Origin of the sequence: Frigoribacterium sp. ACAM 257 (genome assembly GCF_007954365.1) — a bacterium.
Taxonomy (GTDB): domain Bacteria; phylum Actinomycetota; class Actinomycetes; order Actinomycetales; family Microbacteriaceae; genus Frigoribacterium.
This window is the reverse complement of the sequence record NZ_VOLO01000005.1, coordinates 57,489-76,352: the sequence shown is the minus strand read 5'-3', so window position 1 is coordinate 76,352 and position 18,864 is coordinate 57,489. Positions and strand designations below refer to the sequence as shown.

The following is an 18,864-nucleotide window of genomic DNA, read 5'->3' as shown; positions in this document are numbered from 1 at the left end:
GGGCATCGTCGTCGATCTCCTGTGCGGTGGGGGCGGTGGGTGCTGCGGGGGCGGGAAGAGAGGAAGGAGGCGCGGGTCAGACCCCGAGGGCCAGGCCCGTCCGGTACGCGGCCAGCGCGGCGGCGGGCACGTCGGCGAGGTCGTCGAGGCGCACGAGCTCGCCCGGGGCGACGTCGGCCACGAGCCGCGCGCCGCTGAGCAGGTAGTACGGCGCGACGCCGTGGTCGTCGGGATCGACGATCACGGGCGCGACGCCGGCGATCTCGTGGTGGTGCCCCTCGACGCGGAACGTCGTGCCCGCGGCGAGCGCCGAGGCGGAGCGTGCGGCCAGCACGGTGTGCTGCCGCGGCTCGGCGACGGACGAGGTGCCGTCGACGGCCGCCGCGATGGTCAACGGGGTCTCGACGCCCATGAAGTGGTACGGCCAGTAGATGCAGGCGTACCGGCCGTCGCGGCTGACCACGTGGCCCTTGCCGCGCAGGGTCTCCCAGGTGACGGGGTCGCCCGTGCGGACGACGACGAAGACGCCGCCGGCGAAGCTGGCCTCGCCCGGCAGGCGGAGCATCGAGAAGACGTCGACGCTGCCGGTGCGGCCGATCAGGCCGCCGTCCTCACGGGTGGCGTAGAGGTCGGCGAGCTCGTGCGGCCGGGCCACGGGATAGTGCATGCCCTCGACGTCGGCACGGGCGCCGGTGTAGAGCGACACCACGGTCATCTCGCAGTGGTCGGCCGCGGCGCTGCGCTTGAGCGAGGCGACCTGGGCGGCCCGCGCCTCCACCGTCTCGAGGGGGCGGTCGCCGAGCTCGAGCAGGTCGGCGAGCCCGGGGGCGTCGACGGTCGTGCCGGCCTGGTCGACGACGCCGGTGGCCGGGTCGAAGGCGAGGTCGTACTCGCTCGACTTGCCGAGGGCGACGATGTCGAAGCCGCAGTCGAGCACCCAGGCGACGAGGCGCAGCAGGTTCGCGGGCTGGTCGCCGTCGCCGGGCAGGTAGCGGAGGCCGGCGGCGCGGGCCTTGGCGCTGAGGGCGACGCCGGCGACGGACTCGATCTCCTTGCTCACCATGACGACGTGCACGCCGTGGTCGAGGGCCGTGTCGGCGTAGCCGTGGCCGGCCTCGATGCGCCCGGTGGCCTCGACGAGCACGTCGGCGGCGCTCCAGTCGACGGCGGCGCCGTCGGCGACGACGGCGACCCGGCCGGCGGCGAGCGCGGCGGCGGTCTCGGCGACGGTGGAGGGGGTCGCGACGCGGTCGGCGGGGACGCCGAGCTCGTCGAGCATCCGGATCGTGCCGCTGACGTCGGGGTCGACGAGCTGGGTCGCGACCATGTCGTCGAGCCGGCGCAGCTGGTCGAGCAGGGTGCGGCCGTACCCGCCGTTCGCTCCGGTGAGGAGGACGCGGACCGGGGTCTCGCGGGCCTGGGTCGCGCGGCGCGACGTCGAGTGGAGGATCACCGTTGTTCCCGTTCGTTCGAGGTGGCCTGTCGTCCGAGAGGGGTCGGTCGGCCTGAGCTTCGTGGGCAACCGTAGCCTGACTTCACAGATTGTCAAAGATCGCACCAAATAATCACATATGCTGAGATGGCTCCGTCGCGTCCGACGACGGACGAACGTCTCCACCGGAAGGTCCCCATGCTCACAGGTGCCGTCGCCGACGACTTCACAGGAGCCACCGATCTCGCCGCCGCCCTGCACTCGCGCGGGCTGCGCACCGCCGTCGTGATCGGCGACCGCCCCGTCGCCGACGAGCAGGTCGACGGCCTCGACGCCGTCGTCGTCGCCCTGAAGTCGCGCACGGCGCCGGTCGAGGAGGCGGTGGCCGCGTCCCTGGGGGCCGCCGACCGCCTCCTCGGCTGGGGTGCCGACCGGTTCTACGCGAAGTACTGCTCGACCTTCGACTCGACCGACGAGGGCAACATCGGGCCGGTGCTCGACGCGCTCCGCGAGCGCCTCGGCGCCGACCGCAGCGTCGTCGTGCCCGCGTTCCCCGCGAACGGCCGCACCGTGCGCGACGGCTCGCTCTGGGTCGGCGACGACCTGCTCGAGGACTCGCCGATGCGGCACCACCCCCTCACGCCCATGACGCGGTCGCGGCTGCGCGACCTGCTCGCGCCCCAGACGACGGCGACCGTCACGGAGATCGGGCTCGACGTGGTGCGCCGAGGGTCCGAGGCACTGCGCGCGGCGCTCGACGACGCCCCCGCGGGGTACTTGGTGGTCGACGCGGTCGAGGACGACGACCTGCGCACGATCTCGCGGGCGACGGCCGGGCACCGGCTCGTGAGCGGCGGGGCCGGGCTCGCACTGGGGCTCGAGCCGGTCGAGCCGGCGTCGGCAGCGCGCGAGGTCGCCCCGTTCCCCTCCTTCTCGCGTCGTCGCCTCGTCGTGTGCGGCTCGGCCTCGACCACGACGCAGGCTCAGGTCGCCGCGGCGGTCGCCGCCGGGCACCCGACCCGCAAGGTCGACATCGCACAGGCCCTGGCCGACCCTGAGGCCGAGACCGCCTCGGTGGCCGAGTGGGTGCGCGGACTCGACGCCGGCTCCGTGCCGGTCGTCTACTCGGTCGGCCAGCCGTCGGACGTCGTCCCCGCGGGGGCACTGCCCGCAGGAGGCGTGGGCGCGGTCGTCAGCGCCGCGGACGCCGTCGAGGCGGTGCTGTCGGGCGTCGTGCTCGACCTCGTCGCCGACGGCACGGTCGACCAGGTGGTGGTCGCGGGCGGCGAGACGAGCGGCGCCGTGGTCGGCTGCCTCGGCATCGGCCTGCTCACGATCGGCCCCCTGCTCGCGCCCGGCGTCTGCTGGAGCGCAGCCAGGACCGACGACGGCCGCGAGGTCGCGCTCGTCCTCAAGAGCGGCAACTTCGGCGCGGTCGACCTCTTCTCGACCGCCTGGGAGGCGCTGGCATGAGCGGCACCGGCACGAGCAGCTCCGGCGTGAGCAGCTCCGGCGTGAGCAGCACGAACGCGAGCAGCACGAACGCGAGCAGCAGCGAGACCGCGGCGGAGCACGCGACGGCAGGCCGCCTCCTCGTGTCCGCCGGTCGCGCCCTCGTCGCGGCCGGGCTGAGCCCCGGCAGCTCGGGCAACGTCAGCGTCCGCGACGGCGACCGCCTGCTGATGACCGGCACCGGCACGCAGCTCGGCGACCTCGCCCTCGCCGATCTGTCGGTGCTCGACCTGGCAGGCACGCACCTGGGCGGTCCTGCCCCCTCGAAGGAGGTGGCGCTGCACCTCGCGATGTACGCCAAGGACCCTGCCCACACCGCCGTCGTCCACGTGCACTCGCCGTCGGCCGTCGCGCTGTCGTGCCTCGAGCCGTGGTCGGCCCACAGCGCCGTCCCTCCCCTGACGCCCTACTCGCTGATGCGGGTCGGCCAGGTGCCACTGCTGCCGTTCGTCGCCCCGGGCGACCCCGCCATGGGCGCGCTCGTCGGCGACAGCCCGCTGCCGTTCCGGGCCGCCCTGCTGTCCAACCACGGCGCCGTCGTCAGCGGCGAGGACCTCGACCGGGCCGTGCAGAGCACGATCGAGCTCGAGGAGGCGTGCCGCATCGCCCTGCTCACCCAGGGGGCCGCCCGCCGGCTGATCGCCGCGGACCAGGTCCGGGCGATCACGGCCGCGTGGGGGATGCCCTGGACCGGTCCCGCGGACGAGGCGGGCGCCTCCTCGGCGGCGGTCTCGGCAGGGGTCTCGCCCGCCGCAGGCGCGGACACCGGCAACTAGGCTGGCGCGCGTGTCGACCCCCCTCATCCCCGAGCAGCGCCGCGAGTCGATCGTCGAGCACCTGCAGCGCGAGCGGGTGCTGAGCTACCGGCAGCTGACCGAGCTGCTCGGCGTGAGCCAGATGACGGTCCGCCGCGACGTCGCCGCCCTCGAGGACGCCGGTCGCGTCAGCGCCACCGCCGGAGGCGCCAAGCTCGCCTCTCGCCTGGTCGAGGAGCCGAGCCGAGCCGTCAAGCAGGAGGCGGACGTCGCCGAGAAGGAGGCCATCGCCCGCGAGGCGGCCGCCCTCGTGCACGACCACATGACCGTCTACCTCGACGCGGGCACCACGGTGCAGGCGATGCGCCGGCACCTCGACGACGTCTCCGACCTGACCGTCGTGACGAACGACCTCGCGACGGTGCAGGCGTTCGTCGACCACCCCACTGTCGACCTGATCTGCATCGGCGGGCGCGTCGACCGGGCGAACCAGTCGACGATGGGACGCCTGACCGGCGTCGCCCTCGCCGAGCTCTCGCTCGACCTCGCCTTCGTCTCGTCCAGCTCGTGGGACCTCGCCCACGGCGTCACGACCCCGGTGGAGGCGAAGATCGAGGCGAAGCGCGCGGCCCTCGCGGTCGCGGAGCGGACCGTGCTCGTCGCCGCCAGCTCGAAGTACGGGCGCTTCGGGCGCTACCGCGCGCTGCGGCTCGACGAGCTGGACGGCGTCATCACGGACGACGCGCTCGGCGACGAGGCCGCCGCCGCGCTGCGCGACGCCGGAGTCGACCTGCGGCTCGCCGCCCGCGCCCGCTGACGCGGCAGCCGCCTGCCCGCCGCCCGCTGCCCGCCGCGCCGCGCGCCGCGCCGCCCGCATCCCTCCGCGAAAGCGACAAGACAACGCGGAACATCGCGTCGCTTCGTCGCTTTCGCGGAGTTTCACGCGACCGCGCCTCCTTCAGCGGACTCCCGCCGCACCTCCTTCGGCTGACGGCCCGCGCGCACGATCTCCCGTCGAGGGCAGACGCCGCGTGCTCAGGCAGGAGGCGCGGGTAGTCTCGGAGGGTGACCAGCCACCCGATCGCCCGCAGCACGCGCCGCCAGCGCGCGGCCCGGCAGGCGTTCCCGAAGCGGCTCGTGCTGACCAAGCGCACGTGCGGCACCAACGGCTGGATGAGCCTCTGGGGCAGCAACGCCCACGGCGAGATCGCGGGATGCCCTCCGCCCACGGCGTGACCACGTCCGGGTCGTCGACGACCCGGGCGCAGTCCCGTGCCCGCCGTCCCGCGACCCCCTCTGAGAGCCACCGTGTCCCCTGACGTCCCCGACGCCTCCTCGTCCCCCTCCCCCGAGCGCAGTGCGCCCGCCGCTGCCGCTGCGCCCAGCGCACCCGCGCCGCCCGCCCACGCCCCCGGCCCGCTCGGCCGCGGCGCCCGTCTCGCCCGCTTCGTCAGCCGCGACACGACGGGCGGGCTCCTGCTGCTCGGCGCGACCGTGCTCGCGCTCGTGCTCGCGAACACCCCCGCCGCCGACTGGTACGGCGCCGTCCGCGACACGACGATCGGCCCGGCGGCGCTGCACCTCGACCTCAGCATCGGGACCTGGGCGGCCGACGGCCTGCTGGCGATCTTCTTCTTCGTCGTCGGCCTCGAGCTGAAGCAGGAGTTCGTGGCGGGCTCGCTCCGCGACCCGCGCGCGGCGGCCCTGCCGATCGCCGCCGCGTTCGGCGGCGTCGCCCTGCCCGCCGTCATCTACACGCTCGTGAACCTCGACGCAGGCGGCGACGCCCTGCAGGGCTGGGCCGTCCCCGCCGCGACGGACATCGCGTTCGCCGTCGCGGTCATCGCGGTCGTCGGCAAGCGGCTGCCGCCGGCGCTCCGCACGTTCCTGCTGACCCTGGCCGTGGTCGACGACCTGCTCGCCATCACGATCATCGCCGTGTTCTACACCTCCGGCATCCTGTTCCTGCCGCTGCTCGCCGCGGTCCTCCCGCTCGCGGCGTTCGCGCTGCTCGTCCGTCGCGGCGTCCGGTCGTGGTGGCTGCTGATCCCGCTCGGCGTCGTCGCGTGGGCGCTCGTGCACGCGTCGGGCATCCACGCGACCATCGCCGGGGTCGTCCTCGGCCTGCTCGTCCCCGCGATCGCCACGCGCCGCGCCGGCGTCGACCACACCGGCCCGGACGGCCACGTCGAGCGGCACCCGCTGACGCACCACTTCGCCGAGCGCTGGAGCCCGTTCTCATCGGGCGTCGCCGTGCCGATCTTCGCCTTCTTCTCCGCCGGGGTCACGGTCGGCGGCCTGGCCGGCCTGCGCGAGGCCCTGACCGACAGCGTCGCGCTGGGGATCATCCTGGCCCTCGTGTTCGGCAAGTCGATCGGCATCACCGTGTCGTCGCTGCTCGTGACGCGCCTCCCCGGCATCCGGCTCGACCCGAGCCTGCGCTGGCCCGACGTCGTCGGCCTCTCGTTCGTCGCGGGCATCGGCTTCACCGTGTCGCTGCTCGTCGGCGAGCTGGCGTTCGGCGCCGGCAGCGAGCGCGACGACGTCGTCAAGGTCGGCGTGCTCGTCGGCTCGCTCGTCTCGGCCCTGATCGGCGCGGCCGTGCTCACGATCCGGGTCCGCCAGCGCTCACGCGCCTCCTGACCTCCTCATTCAGGAAGTTCCGTCCTGAGTCCCGAGGCGGGGTGAGCGCGAGTCCTGATTCGTGCACGATCCAGGATCTGCCTCGGCCGAGTTCCTGAGAAGAGCGAGACGACCGGCACCCCGCAGGAGGCGCGGCCCAGGACGCAGGACGACTACCGTCGGTCAGGTGGACGACGACGACACGAACCCCGCCTCCTCGTGGACCCGCCGGCGGTCGTCCGTCACCCTGCTCGCCCTCGTCGTCGGCATCTCGCCGTTCGCGACCGACATGTACGTCCCGGCCCTGCCCGCCATCGCCCGCGACCTCGGCACCACGACGGCCGTCGCGCAGCTCAGCCTGACGGCCTTCCTGGTCAGCTTCGCGCTGGGCCAGTTCGTGATCGGCCCGCTCAGCGACGGGATCGGCCGGCGCCGGGTGCTGCTGATCGGCACCGCGATCTTCACCGTCGCCTCCCTCGGCTGTGCCCTGGCGCCCGACGCGACGACGCTGATCGTCGCGCGGGTGCTGCAGGGCCTCGGCGGGGCGGCGGGCAGCATCGCGGGGCGGGCGATGGTCGGCGACTCCACGACGGGCACGCGCCGCAGCCGGCTCTTCGCCTCCCTGGCGGTCGTGAACTCGCTCGACCCGGTCGTCGCGCCCCTGGTCGGCGGCGTCGTGCTGACGTTCGCCGCCTGGCGGTCGCTCTTCGTGGTGCTCGCCGTGTTCGGCCTGGCGCTCACGCTGCTGTCGGCCGTCAGGTTCCCCGAGACGCTGCCCGCCGCCTCCCGGTCGGGCGCCTCGCTCGGCGCAGCCGGCAGCCGGATGGCCGAGCTGCTGCGGATCCCGCGCTTCCGCTGGTACCTCATCACGGGCTGCGCCGCGACGATCGGCTTCTTCTCGTACATCTCGACGTCGTCGTTCGTGTTCCAGGAGCAGTACGGCTTCAGCGAGCTCGGCTACACCCTCGTCTTCGCGTCGAACGCGTCGTGCATGATCCTGTCGACCCTGCTGTTCCGCCGGCTGGTGGGGCGCTTCGCCGAGGACTCCCTCTACACGGCCGGACTCGTCACCTGCACGGCCGGGTCGGCGCTCGTGCTGGTCGGCGCGGCGACCGGCGTCGGCCCCGTGCTGATCTGGCCCGCGCTCGCGCTCGTCACGGCGGGCTGGGGCTTCGTGATCCCCGGGTCGATCACGCTGACCCAGGCGCTCGGACATCGCTGGCCCGGCTCGGCGGCCGCGCTGCAGGGCGGGCTGCAGTTCGGCCTCGGCGGCCTGGCGACGCCGCTGGCGGGCGCTCTCGGCGGCAAGGCGCTCGTGATGGGCGGGCTGATGACGGCGTTCGTCGGGGCCGGGGCGGCCGTGCAGCTCGTCGTGCGGACGCGCCGGGCCTGACCAGCAGCCGGGGGCGATCCGTCAGCCGGCGGCGATCGTCGCGGCTCGTCCGACCTCGAAGAAGTCCGCGTAGGCGGGCTCCGGCGGCCGAGCCGACCGCATGGGCGGCAGCACCGTGACCGGTCGACGGCGCTTGCGGTACGCGGCGACCGAGGCAGGGTGCACGCGGGGATCCGAGACGTACAGGCTCATCGTGTGGTCCTTCCCGTGAGGCGGAGGTGAGGCGGAAGCAGGCAGAGATCAGGCGGGCGGCGAGGGCCGTGTCGACCACGGTGACCGCCCTGTCTGGTCTCCTGAATCTAGGGACGGCGACGGATGTCCGGCAGGGGGTTGCGCCCCGAACGAGGGGTGCGCTATAGCTCACGACCACAGGCGAACGGGGTACAGGCAGGCGACGGTCGACCGCACCCGAGGCGGAGTACACCGGATCGCGTGACCTCACCGCTCCTCCTCGCCGGCCTCGCCGGTCTGCTCTCCGGTCTGTCGCTGGTCGTCGGCTCGCTGGTCGCCTGGTTCGTGCGGGTGCCGCGCGAGCTCGTGGCCCTCGTGATGGCCTTCGGCGCCGGCGTGCTCATCTCTGCGCTCGCGTTCGACCTCGTCGACGAGGCGACCAGCAGCGGCGGCTTCGTGCCGACGGTCTCGGGCTTCGTCGTCGGCGCAGTCGTCTACGTCGTGCTCGACCAGCTGCTCGAGCACGGCGGGTTCCGGCGGAAGAGGCACCGCCGGCACCACGGCGAGGGCAGCCAGGGCGACAGCACGAGCGACAGCCACGGAGGCGGCGGCCGCGGCGGGAAGGCCGCGGCGGCGAGCGGCGGCACCGGCCTCGGCATCGCCCTCGGCGCCCTGCTCGACGGCGTGCCCGAGACGGCGGTGCAGGGCGTCAGCCTGACGGGCGGCGGCACGCTGAGCGTGGCGATCCTCGTCGCGGTCGTCATCTCGAACTTCCCCGAGGGCATGTCGAGCACGGCCGACCTCAAGGAGTCGGGGCGCGGCGCCCGGTACGTGTTCGGGCTCTGGTCGGGGATCGCCGTCATCTGCGCCCTGTCGGCGATCGGCGGCTACGTGCTGCTCGGCGGTGTGCCGGAGGGCGCGCAGTCGTTCGTCATGGCGTTCGCGGCCGGGGCGATCCTGGCGATGATCTGCGACACGATGATCCCGGAGGCGTTCCGCAAGGCGCAGACGCTGACCGGGCTCGTGACCGTGCTCGGCTTCGTCGCCAGCTACGCGGTGCACCAGGTCGGCTGAGCCGAGGAGGCGCGGCGCGGGAGACGACCCCGCTGAGGGTGGCCGTCACGGTCGCCGTCGACTGCTCGCTGATCTCCGTCGCACGCTCGCTCGTCGTGCGCGCGCTCGTCGCGCGACCGCTCGTCACCGCGACCGCGGCGTCTCCGCGCAGCCGGGTCGTGTCGCTACGCGGCCAGCGTCAGGGGGCCGCCGGTCGCGTCGGGCGCGACCGCCGCCTCCTCGGCGACCTGCTCGGCCTGCACGACGACCGCGGACTCGGGATCGCGATCGGGATCGGGTGCCGAGCCGAGGTCGGGCAGCTCGAGCCGCGCCGCGACGGCGACCGCCCAGCCCCGGTGCATCGCGCCGAACGAGAAGGCCCGACGGAGCGTCGAGCCGCCGAGGTCCCACGAGGGGAACGCGACGAACCCGACGCCGACGTGCTGCGCGGCGACCTGGCGCAGGGCGTCGTCCAGGCGCTGCAGCTGCGAGCCGATCAGGCGCGCGGCAGCAGGCGGGAGCCCCTGGAACTGCGTCATCGGGGGAAGCCCCGCGAGCAGCACGGGCACGTCCCGGCCGGCTGCGGAACGGACGCGCACGACGAGACGCCCGACGGACGCGACGACGTCCGCAGAGGCGGTGAGCTGGAGCACGTCCGGCACGCCGAGGGCGACGACCACGGCGTCCGCGGCGGCCGCGGCGGTGCCCAGGCGCGGGTGGTGAGCAGCCCGGCGGACCGTCATGAGCGGGTCGGCGATCGTCGTCCACGAGCAGCCCCGGCCGGTGCGGACCGACCACGCGCCCGCGAGCTGCGCCGGGAACGCCATGCCGTGCAGCAGAACTCCGTACCCCGAGGCGGCGAGGTCCCCGACGACGAGGAGGCGGGCGGCACGCGGTCCGGGCAGGGTCGCCGACGACGAGTCCCGAGGGAACGGCGCCCGGCGGATCTCGACGCCGAGCACACCCAGGTGGAGGGCGAGGTAGGGGCGCGCGAGCGCGAGCAGGGTCTCTGCGGCGCGAGCTCGGAAGGTGTTCATGGGCCGTCCTGGCGGTGCGGTGCCGGGTTCCGTCCCGGTCGGGTGGCGCGGTGGCGCTCGATGACGGTACATGCGCACGGATCGACGGCGCCAGCGGTCGTCGCGGCGCGTACGTCCTGCGGACAGACAGAGCGGTCTGCCCTAGGGGTCTCGGGCTCATCGGGCGCCTCGGGCTTCTCCGGCTTCCCCGGCGGCAGCGGACGACCGACGCGGCCGCCTGGCCGCCTCGCACCCCGGAGTGGACGAGACACCCCGGAACGACGGGGTGCTTCGTCCACTCCAGGGTGCACGAGGAGGCACGGGCCGGGCGGGCAGGTCAGCTGCCGGTGGCGGACTCGTCGGCGGGGGCCGACGGGGCGTCGGTCGGCGGCGTGGGGGCGCCGGTCGGCGGCGTGGGGCGGTCGCCGCTGCCAGCGCCCTCCTCGCCGGGGGCGGGAGCGTCCGTCGGCGGGGCGGGCGGCGTCGCGGGCGCGGCTCCGTCGGAGCTCTTCGTGCCCGGGGCGGGGGCGTCGCCGGGCGCAGGCGCGTCACCGGGTGCGGGCGCGGCGGGCGCGCAGCCGGGGCTGCCGGCGCGGGGACCGGCCGGTGCCTCGCCGTCCACTGCGTCACCGCCCGGCGCGTCGCCGACTGCGCCCGGGGCGGCGGGCGTCGGCGACCCCGTGGAGTCCGAGCCGGGGGCTGCGGGACGGGACCCGTCGGTCGAGTCCGTGCCGCCTCCTGCGTCCGAGCTCGCGCTGGGGGTCGGAGACGCGCTCGACGTCGCCGCCGTCACCGTGCTCGCGCCGCCGCCCGACGACGCCACCGCCGCCGATCCGCCGACGAGCGCGAGCCCGACCGCGGCCACGCCGAGGCCGATCCCGAGGCGCCGCGAGACGCGCCGACGGGGAGCGGCGGGCACGCCCTGCTCCGCCGCGGCCTGCGGGGAGACGGGCAGCTCGCGAGTCGCGTCGTGGGCGGTCGAGTCGTGCGCCGTCGAGTCCTGGCGGGGGGCGCCGAACGCGTCGCGCTGGTCGCGGTGACGGTCGCCGTCGCCGGCTCCGGTGCCGTTGCCGTTGCCGTCACGGTCGCGGTCGTGGTCGTGGTCGAAGGGGTTCTGCTGGTCGTTCATGTCGTCTCCTGACGAGTGCCGATGCTGTCGCGGACGGGTCGTCCGCCGCTGTGACCAACCTCGGGAGCGCACCTGAAGCCGCGCTTAAGTCGCCTCGGCACCCAGCTTTTCCATAGGCGGTCGGCGGCGACGACGCATCTCGGCCTCGTACCGTCGGCCCGGTGATCTCCCCTGCCCGCGTCCTCGTGATCGACGACGACCCTGCCCTCCTCTCGTCCGTCGTCGCCGCGCTCGGCGCCGAGGGCTTCGCCGTGAAGGGCCTGCCCGACGGCTCCGAGCTGCCGGAGGCGCTGCGCGCGTTCGTCCCCGACCTCGTCGTCCTCGACTGGATGCTGCCGGGCGCGAGCGGCATCCGCCTCGCGGCGACCGTTCGCACGAGCAGCGACGCGGCCGTGGTCATGCTGACCGCACGTGACGAACTGGACGACCGCCTCCGTGGCTTCGCCGAGGGCGTCGACGACTACGTCGTCAAGCCGTTCTCGGTGGCCGAGCTGCTGGCCAGGATCAGCGCGGTGCTGCGCCGCCGGGGGCGGATCCCCTCGGTCATCGAGGTGGCCGACCTGGTCGTCGACCCGGAGGCGGCGGTCACCACCCGCTCCGGGGTCGCGCTCGACCTGACCGCGACCGAGCAGCGCCTGCTGACGTTCCTGGCCGAGAGCCGGGGCCGCACCGTCTCGAAGACCCAGATCCTCACCCAGGTGTGGGGCTACGACGACTACGACCCGAACCTCGTGGAGGTGCACCTCAGCTCGCTCCGCAAGAAGATGGAGCGGGAGGGGCCGCGCCTCGTCCACACCGTGCGCGGGCTCGGCTACCGGATGAGCGCGTGACGGGCCGCGCCGCCGCCGCGGCTGCGGTCGCATCGTGTTCCGAGCATCGCGTCACGTCGTGACGGGACGTGACGCGCGGAACACGATGCGACAGGACGCAGCGCGACACGACACAGCGCGACAGGACGCGGCGCAGAGCGACGCCGCGCGACACGACTCGGCGCGGCTCCGCACCGGCTCGCTCCGCGCCCGCACCGTCGTCGCCGCGCTCGTGCTGCTCGCGCTGCTGCTCGCGGGGCTGTCGATCGCGGTCGAGGCGACCCTGGGCCAGCGGCTCCGCGCCCAGGTCGAGGACCGCCTCCGCGATCGCGCCTCCGCCGCCGCCGCACTCGTCGGCACCGTCGACGGCGACGACCTCGCCGACCGGCTCTCGGCGCAGGGACTCTCGGTCGTGATCCGCGACGCCGACGGCGGCGCGATCGTCGCCGGCCCCTCCCCCGACGAGCTGCGCGAGGGCCCGCCCGCGCTCGGCGACGGCCTTCCGGCCGGACCGGGCAGGGGCGCAGGAGGCGCGGGCACCGACACGCCCTCCGGCGGCACGACCGCAGACCCTGCGGCTCCGGGGCAGGAGGCGACGGGCACCTCCTCCGACCCCGCCGACGCGGCCGCGGCCGCCGACGACGCCGCGGCCGTCACGGTCACCGCGTCGAGCGTCACGGCCGACGACGACGTGACGACGCTGGTCAGCGAGCTGAGCGACGGGTCGACGATCACCCTGACGACCGACTCGAGCTCGGTCGGGCAGACGCTCGGGCAGCTGCGCTGGGTGATGCTCGGCGCGTCGGGCGTGTTCCTCGTCGTGGCGGCGGCGGGACTCGTGCTCGTCGTGCGGGCGACCCTCCTGCCGCTGGACCGGATGACGTCCGTGGCACGCTCGATCGCCCGCGGCGACCGTGGGCGGCGGCTGCGACCGGCGAACGAGTCCACCGAGATCGGCCGGGTCGCCACCGCCTTCGACGAGATGCTCGACGGCGTCGAGGGCGCGGAACGGGCTGCGCTCGAGGCCGAGCGCGCGGCGCTGCACGCCGAGCAGACGGCGCTCACGGCAGAGCGCACGGCCCTCGACGCCGAGGAACGAGTGCGCGCGTTCGTCTCGGACGCCGCCCACGAGCTGCGGACGCCCGTCGCCGGCATGCGAGCGGCCGCGGACACCCTCGTCCGCTCGGGCGGCGACGTCGGGCCCGACGAGCGCGAACGGCTGGCCGTCCACGTCGTGCGCGAGGCGGCCCGGGCGTCACGGCTGATCGACGACATGCTGCTGATGGCTCGCGTCGACCGCGGACTCGAGCTCGACGTCGCCCCGGTGGACCTGGAGGAGCTGGTCGCCTCGGTCGTGGAGGGACAGCGGCTGCGGCGGCCGGGACTCGACCTGCGGGTCGAGGTGAGCCGCACGGGCGGGGGCGCTGGTCCTCTCGTCGTCCTGGGCGACGCCGGCCGCCTGGCACAGGTGCTCGGCAACCTCGTCGACAACGCGGCCCGGGCCACCCACGGGACGGGCACGGTCGTGCTGACGGTCGACGGCTCCGCCCCGGAGGGGGTCGCCGTGCAGGTCGGCGACGACGGCCCCGGGGTGCCGGAGGCCGATCGCGAGCGTGTCTTCGACCGGCTGGTCCGGCTCGACGAGGCCCGGCGGACGGGCGACGGAGGCGCCGGCCTCGGCCTCCCCATCGCCCGCGGCATCGCACGGGCGCACGGCGGCGACCTCGTCTGTGAGCCCGGAGCCGTTACCGCCGCCGCGGCAGGCGGCGCCGTCTTCCGGCTGACGCTCCCGCGCTGACGCCTCGCCTCGCCTCGCCTCGCCTGACGCGCGCGCCGCTCGACGACCCGAACGCGACAAGGCGACGCGGAACATCGCGTCGTCTTGTCGCTTTCGCGCCGCCTAGCGGCCTGGCGGGGCGCCGGCGGCGGTGGGCGCGACCACGACCTCGATCTGCCAGGTCACGGGCGGCTCCTCTCGTGCTCCCCGCACAGTAGCGGCCCGCACGTCACCAGGAGCTGCCGCGCACCGCCACGTCGGAGGCCGCCGCACGGCCCTCAGCCGCGCAGGTCGCCCTCGAGCTGCTCGAGCGAGCGGCCGCTCGTCTCGGGGACGCGCGTCACCGCGAAGACCAGCGACCCGACGTTGAGCAGCGCGAACACGAAGAACGTCGTCGAGATGCCGACGGAGGCGACCAGCACCGGGAACGACAGGCTGACCGTGAAGTTCGTCGTCCAGAGCACCAGCACCGTGACGCCCGTGCCGACGCCGCGGAGCCGCAGCGGGAAGATCTCGGAGAGCATCAGCCACACGAGCGGGCCGATGGTGCCCTGCATCGTGCCGACGAAGCAGATGACGAACACGAGCACGACGACCGCCCTGGTCGTCCCCTCGGGCACGAGCACGGACGACAGCCCGATCAGGAGGTGGAACACGGCGATGCCCGCGAAGCCGACGATCAGCATCGTCCGTCGGCCCACCCGGTCGACGACGCGCAGGGCGACGACCATCGCGACGACCGCGACGACCCCGGCCCCCACGTTGGCGATGAGCGCGCCCGACTGCGAGAATCCGGACTGCTGCAGCACCTGCGTGCCGTAGTACATGATCGAGTTGATGCCGGTGAGCTGCTGCGCGACGGCCAGGCCGACCCCGACCACGAGCACCCGTCGCAGCCACGACGCGGACACGAGGTCGCGGAAGCGAGCCCGTGCCGCCTCCCCGCCCTGGGCCGCGAGGAGGCGCGCCTCGGCCAGCTCGGCCTCGGCCCGGCCGTGCGAGCGCACCTGCCGCAGCACGGCCAGCGCCTCGTCGTCGCGGCCCTGCGCGGTCAGCCAGCGCGGGCTCTCGGGCACGCGGAGCATCCCGACGAACAGCGCGACGGCGGGCAGCGCGGCCACGGACAGCATCACGCGCCAGACCTCGTCGTGCTGCCCCCAGACGCTGCCGATCACGGCGTTGATCGTGAAGGCCGCGAGCTGCCCCGAGACGATCGCCAGCTCGTTCCGGCTGACGAGTCCGCCACGCTGCTCGGTCGGCGCGAGCTCGGCGAGGAACACCGGCACCGTCACCGAGGCGCCGCCGACGGCGACTCCGAGGAGGCAGCGGGCAGCCGCGAGGACCTCCCACGTCGCCGAGACGACGCAGACCAGCGCCGCCACGAAGAAGAGGACGGCGAGCGCCCGGATCGTGGGCCTGCGGCCGATCGCGTCCGAGACGCGTCCCACGAAGAAGGCGCCGACGGCCGCGCCGACCAGGATGGCCGAGACCACCGCGCCCTCGGTGACGGGGGTCAGGCCGAAGCTGCGCCCGAGTGAGTCGAGCGCGCCGTTGACCACGCCGGTGTCGTAGCCGAAGAGCAGCCCGCCGAACGTGGCGACGACGGCGATGCGACCGAGTCGCCTGCTGTGCGGGCCGAGAGTGAGGGCAGGCAGCGGAGCAGGAGAGGCGCTCGACGGCGCGGGGGTGGTGGACACGGAGCGAGTGACGGGAATCGAACCCGCGCTACCAGCTTGGGAAGCTGGAGTTCTACCATTGAACTACACTCGCGCAGCCGCTCGGGCGGCCGTCCCGCTCAGGAGCGGGCGAGTCCACTATACCGATCCGCGCCTCCTCGTCTCGTGCAGCACGTCGCGCGGCCTGACGACGACGTGGCGGCAGGCCCCGTGCTCGCGCAGGGCACGACCTCCTGTGAATGCGGACGCCGCGCCGCCCACCGCCGTACGGTCGCCCCATGATCACGAAGAAGACGCTGTTCCCCCTCGCCGCCCTCCTGCTGCTGCCGCTGACGGGCTGCACCGGGGGCGCGCAGGTCACCGACCCGGCCGGCGACGCGCCCGGCAGCGAGAAGACGGCGACCAGCCCCGCCCAGTCGAACCAGGTCGACTGCACCCGCGTGCTCGACAGCGCGCTGAACGCGCTCGGCGACGAGGTCGACGACGACGTGCTGCTCGCCTACGCCCGTGAGGACTACGGCACCTGGTACGTCGCCGCCCCCGTCGGCGAGAACAACGTGCTCAGCGAGACCGTCGGCCTCTGGACCACGACGGGGGACGTCGAGTCCGACGAGTTCGACGGCACCTTCGAGTCGGTCAACGACGACGCGCAGTCGTCGTCGACCTGGCCCGTCGCGTCCGAGGCTGCCACCGCCGAGCAGTCGGACGCGGGCCAGCAGGCGCTCAGCTGCATCGCGGACGCGGGCGAGACCGCGCGCTAGCGAGCGGCCACTCGAGCTGCCGCACCCCCTACCGTGCACTGCACCCCCGAATTCAGGGGTGCACTGCGCCGTAAAGGGTGTGGTGCGCAAGGGGCGAACGCAGGAGGCGCGGTCGAGGTTCGCTGCCGAAAGCCGGCTGAGGGGAACGCCGGCGGCGACCCGCCGCCGGCGTTCTCGATCAGGGCGCGATCGTCAGCCGGGCCGCCTCATGTCCGAGAGGCTGGGCCCCGGAGTCCTGCCGAACAACGCCACCTGCGCCGCGCCTCCGACGGAGCGCTCCGTGGTCACCGTGAAGTGCCCCCTCGAGTCGGTGCGCACACGTCCGGTCTCGATGTCGTACCACCCCGCCGTCGGGTCGTTGGTGGTCTTGACCACGGCACCCGGTTCGCCGTAGCCCTCGATCGTGATCGAGTTCCCGTCCCAGGACACCCGTGTGATCGACGGGCGCGGGGCGACGGCGTTCGACACCGTCCCCCCGATCCGGACGGCCGCCTTCCCGTCCACGATCCGTTCCACCCAGGTGATGTCGGCGAATCGGCCGTCCGGACCCGTCTCGAACAGGACGGGCCTGTTCGGGAGCCACTCCCCGCTCTCCTGCTGGGTCTCCACGGCGGTCTGCGGGACGCCGGCCCCCTTGATACGCACGGAGTCGTCCCACCACTCGGCCCGCTCGAGGCGCGCTCGGCCGGGCAGCGGGTCGAGGAGCGCCGCCTGGATGCGATCGTCGACCGCGTCGCTCAGGAGGCGACCGATGTGCCCTTCGTCGGGCAGGTAGCCCGACGAGGGTGCCCGGCGGTTCTCGTCCATCTGGACGAACGCCCAAGCCGTGTTGGCCTCCCACGCGGCCCGCTCCACCTGCGTGTCGTGCACCCAGTCGCCACCGAGCTCGCTGTACCAGTGCGACTCCTTCTTGCCCGTGAAGGCCTCCCAGACGACACGCGTCGAGTCCCTGACATAGGGCTGGAGCGTCTCGTCGATGAACTTCTGGCGGACCACGCCGAGGTCGTCGTGAGCCCAGATCTCCGCCGCGGTGGCGTCGATCATCGGGCCCATCCGCTCCCGGTACTGCTCGAGCCGGTCGATCTGCGCGTCATGGGCCGCCAGGAGGAGCGACTGCACGGACTCGTCGAAGTGCCGCTGGATCTCCGCGGTCGGCCCGCCGGCCTGGAGCTCGGCCGCGTGACGCGCTCCGCAGAGCTCGTCGTAGGCGGCGTCACGCCCCGCGACGATGATCGCGAGGTCCGCCGAGATCCGCGCCGCGAGGGCGTCCGCCATGCCCGCCGTCACGTGCTGCTCCAGGTAGGACTGGGCGAGGGTCGTCTTCTCCTTGTTCCAGACCTCCGTGCTGTTGCCCAGCACGGAGTCGGCGGCGTCGGCGGCCCCGAGGATCTCGCCCTCCTGCTCCGCGGAGACTGCCGGCTTCGGATGCGTCCACGACCAGAGGAAGTCGCCGATCATCTGGACGACGGCTGTCGCCATGATGAGAGGCTCGAGGAACGGCGTGAACTCGGGGAACTCGGCCTCGGTCACCTGGAGCCCCTCCATGATCGCGTCGGCCGACGCGTCGCCCCACCTGCCTGCCTCGACGTCCTCGGCCAGCGCGTAGCCCGTCGCGGCGATGCCGACGTAGGGGACGAGCTCGCTGCCGAGGTCGACGGCGCGGCCGAGCTTCGCACCGACCGCTCGGAGGAGGTCGGCGTCAGCCGTGAGCGTCTTCAGCGCGGCCTGGTCGGCCCTGAAGGAGCCGGTCAGCTCGTCGCCGAAGCGTCCGAGCTCCGCGGCGTCCATCGAGGACTCCGCGAAGGCGTCGACCGTGGCGATCGACTCTGGCAGAGGGGCGAGGAGGGATCCGTCTGCCATCTCGAGGTCCTCGGGACGCAACGTGAGGTCGAGGTCGTCGACCTCGCCGTCGAAGCGGTCGCCGTGCAGGTCGGAGAGCTCCTCCTCCGAGGGCGGCGTGAGGTCGCACAGGGACTGCACGACGCAGCCCGTGTCGCTCTTGATCTCGTACGGGTCCAGGGTCGCCTCCCACCCCGGCGCGACCGGCTCGGGGCTCGGGTTGCGCCAGTGGTGCGGATCGCCCGGCCTCGCCTTGACGAACCCCGGGGGACGATCGTCCACCTTCGCGTGCACCCAGTAGTCAGCGCTGTGGATCTGCCCGATGTCGATCGGACCGCCTGAGGCCCACTCGTTCTGGCTGCGGACGAAGCGGGCGAACTTCCCGCCCGAACGGCTCTGCCACTTCGCGTACCACGACGGGTTCTCGAGCAGGGCTGCGTTGATGCTGATCGGGACGTTCGTGAAGAACAGGTCGGGCTGGATCTTGTAGATGTAGCCCTCGAGCTTGCCGGTGCGTCGCATGAACTCGACCGCGGACTCTTCGCTGCCCGCCGTCGAGACGAACTTCGACGTCGCTTCACGACCTCGCCCACCGATCACGTGGTCGGCGAGGTTCCAGTTCTCGCCCTTCGGGTTGAACCCCTCCGCGGCCACGATCTCCGCAGGTGATCGTGTGTCGAAACGGTAGACGAAGTCGGGGACCTGGGAGGGCGCGGGGAACCGACCGGGCGCGAGCGTGCCGACGTCCGATGCGACCGGTGACGCCGCGGACGCCGATGGCGCCAGCGGCGGCACGACGGTGGCGAGCAGGACTGCGGCCGTGACCATCGCCACGGCGGAGAGGACCGAACGGACGGATCGCCTGGCACGCGTGGCGGATCGAGAAGTGGTGCAGGAGGTGGTGTGCACGGTCGTCCCC

16 protein-coding genes and 1 tRNA gene are annotated in these 18,864 nt (G+C 74.0%); 10 read left to right on the top strand and 7 right to left on the bottom strand.

Translation table 11 applies throughout. The features are described from left to right. Positions 1-76: 76 nt before the first annotated feature. A complete protein-coding gene (locus tag ES689_RS13405; protein ID WP_223269609.1) occupies positions 77-1,453 on the bottom strand; it encodes a homoserine dehydrogenase in 1,377 nt (458 codons plus the stop codon). A gap of 177 nt (positions 1,454-1,630) precedes the next feature. On the opposite strand from ES689_RS13405, the gene otnK reads away from it, so the two are divergent. The 6 genes from otnK (at position 1,631) to ES689_RS13380 (ending at position 7,714) form a co-directional block, all read left to right on the top strand. Beyond that, positions 1,631-2,905, top strand: a complete 1,275-nt coding sequence (otnK, locus tag ES689_RS13400) for a 3-oxo-tetronate kinase (protein ID WP_223269608.1) — start codon at positions 1,631-1,633, stop codon at positions 2,903-2,905. Continuing rightward, a complete protein-coding gene (locus tag ES689_RS13395; RefSeq protein WP_146905621.1) occupies positions 2,902-3,720 on the top strand; it encodes a class II aldolase/adducin family protein in 819 nt (272 codons plus the stop codon). Before otnK ends, ES689_RS13395 begins: the two co-directional genes overlap by 4 nt. A 10-nt stretch (positions 3,721-3,730) precedes the next feature. Further along, positions 3,731-4,516, top strand: a complete 786-nt coding sequence (locus ES689_RS13390; protein WP_223269607.1) for a DeoR/GlpR family DNA-binding transcription regulator — start codon at positions 3,731-3,733, stop codon at positions 4,514-4,516. Positions 4,517-4,764: 248 nt separating this feature from the next. Next, on the top strand, positions 4,765-4,935 hold the full coding sequence (locus ES689_RS15695) for a hypothetical protein (protein ID WP_191330470.1): 171 nt from the start codon (positions 4,765-4,767) through the stop codon (positions 4,933-4,935). A gap of 72 nt (positions 4,936-5,007) precedes the next feature. Further along, positions 5,008-6,342, top strand: a complete 1,335-nt coding sequence (gene nhaA / locus ES689_RS13385) for a Na+/H+ antiporter NhaA (protein ID WP_146905616.1) — start codon at positions 5,008-5,010, stop codon at positions 6,340-6,342. 166 nt (positions 6,343-6,508) lie between these two features. Beyond that, entirely contained in the window at positions 6,509-7,714 is a 1,206-nt protein-coding gene (locus tag ES689_RS13380; RefSeq protein ID WP_146905613.1) for a multidrug effflux MFS transporter, read from the top strand. 21 nt (positions 7,715-7,735) lie between these two features. On the opposite strand, the gene ES689_RS15690 is transcribed toward ES689_RS13380, so the two are convergent. Continuing rightward, positions 7,736-7,906, bottom strand: a complete 171-nt coding sequence (locus tag ES689_RS15690; RefSeq protein WP_191330468.1) for a hypothetical protein — start codon at positions 7,904-7,906, stop codon at positions 7,736-7,738. Positions 7,907-8,146: 240 nt separating this feature from the next. Between ES689_RS15690 and ES689_RS13375 the strand changes: the two genes are divergently transcribed. Then, positions 8,147-8,959 (top strand): ZIP family metal transporter, encoded by an 813-nt coding sequence (locus ES689_RS13375; RefSeq protein WP_146905610.1) that lies wholly within the window; start codon positions 8,147-8,149, stop codon positions 8,957-8,959. 164 nt (positions 8,960-9,123) lie between these two features. On the opposite strand, the gene ES689_RS13370 is transcribed toward ES689_RS13375, so the two are convergent. After that, positions 9,124-9,975 (bottom strand): GDSL-type esterase/lipase family protein, encoded by an 852-nt coding sequence (locus tag ES689_RS13370; RefSeq protein ID WP_191330466.1) that lies wholly within the window; start codon positions 9,973-9,975, stop codon positions 9,124-9,126. A 316-nt stretch (positions 9,976-10,291) separates the two neighbouring features. Further along, on the bottom strand, positions 10,292-11,083 hold the full coding sequence (locus tag ES689_RS16065) for a hypothetical protein (RefSeq protein ID WP_146905604.1): 792 nt from the start codon (positions 11,081-11,083) through the stop codon (positions 10,292-10,294). 161 nt (positions 11,084-11,244) lie between these two features. Here ES689_RS16065 and ES689_RS13360 point away from each other — a divergent pair, with 161 nt between their 5' ends. Next, positions 11,245-11,913 carry a response regulator transcription factor gene (locus ES689_RS13360; protein ID WP_146905601.1) on the top strand — a complete coding sequence of 223 codons (669 nt, stop codon included), beginning with the start codon at positions 11,245-11,247 and terminating at the stop codon, positions 11,911-11,913. Positions 11,914-11,971: 58 nt separating this feature from the next. After that, positions 11,972-13,690, top strand: a complete 1,719-nt coding sequence (locus ES689_RS13355; protein WP_223269606.1) for a HAMP domain-containing sensor histidine kinase — start codon at positions 11,972-11,974, stop codon at positions 13,688-13,690. Positions 13,691-13,947: 257 nt separating this feature from the next. Here the strand turns inward: ES689_RS13355 and ES689_RS13350 are convergent, their stop codons facing one another. Next, the gene (locus tag ES689_RS13350) at positions 13,948-15,366 is read right to left on the bottom strand and encodes a sugar porter family MFS transporter (protein ID WP_146905598.1); all 1,419 of its coding nucleotides are present in this window, start codon (positions 15,364-15,366) and stop codon (positions 13,948-13,950) included. A 2-nt stretch (positions 15,367-15,368) separates the two neighbouring features. Further along, positions 15,369-15,439, bottom strand: a tRNA-Gly gene (locus ES689_RS13345). Positions 15,440-15,623: 184 nt separating this feature from the next. Between ES689_RS13345 and ES689_RS13340 the strand changes: the two genes are divergently transcribed. Further along, positions 15,624-16,106: a hypothetical protein gene (locus ES689_RS13340; RefSeq protein ID WP_146905595.1), complete on the top strand. Its 483-nt coding sequence runs from the start codon at positions 15,624-15,626 to the stop codon at positions 16,104-16,106. 192 nt (positions 16,107-16,298) lie between these two features. On the opposite strand, the gene ES689_RS13335 is transcribed toward ES689_RS13340, so the two are convergent. Next, positions 16,299-18,854 carry a hypothetical protein gene (locus tag ES689_RS13335; RefSeq protein ID WP_146905593.1) on the bottom strand — a complete coding sequence of 852 codons (2,556 nt, stop codon included), beginning with the start codon at positions 18,852-18,854 and terminating at the stop codon, positions 16,299-16,301. Positions 18,855-18,864 lie beyond the last annotated feature (10 nt).

Excerpts from the sequence above, each read along its gene's own strand:
- ES689_RS16065 (WP_146905604.1), bottom strand. The coding sequence starts at position 11,083 with ATGAACGACCAGCAGAACCCCTTCGACCACGACCACGACCGCGACCGT.
- ES689_RS15690 (WP_191330468.1), bottom strand. The coding sequence starts at position 7,906 with ATGAGCCTGTACGTCTCGGATCCCCGCGTGCACCCTGCCTCGGTCGCC.
- otnK (WP_223269608.1), top strand. The coding sequence starts at position 1,631 with ATGCTCACAGGTGCCGTCGCCGACGACTTCACAGGAGCCACCGATCTC.
- ES689_RS13340 (WP_146905595.1), top strand. The coding sequence starts at position 15,624 with ATGATCACGAAGAAGACGCTGTTCCCCCTCGCCGCCCTCCTGCTGCTG.
- ES689_RS13395 (WP_146905621.1), top strand. The coding sequence starts at position 2,902 with ATGAGCGGCACCGGCACGAGCAGCTCCGGCGTGAGCAGCTCCGGCGTG.
- ES689_RS13370 (WP_191330466.1), bottom strand. The coding sequence starts at position 9,975 with ATGAACACCTTCCGAGCTCGCGCCGCAGAGACCCTGCTCGCGCTCGCG.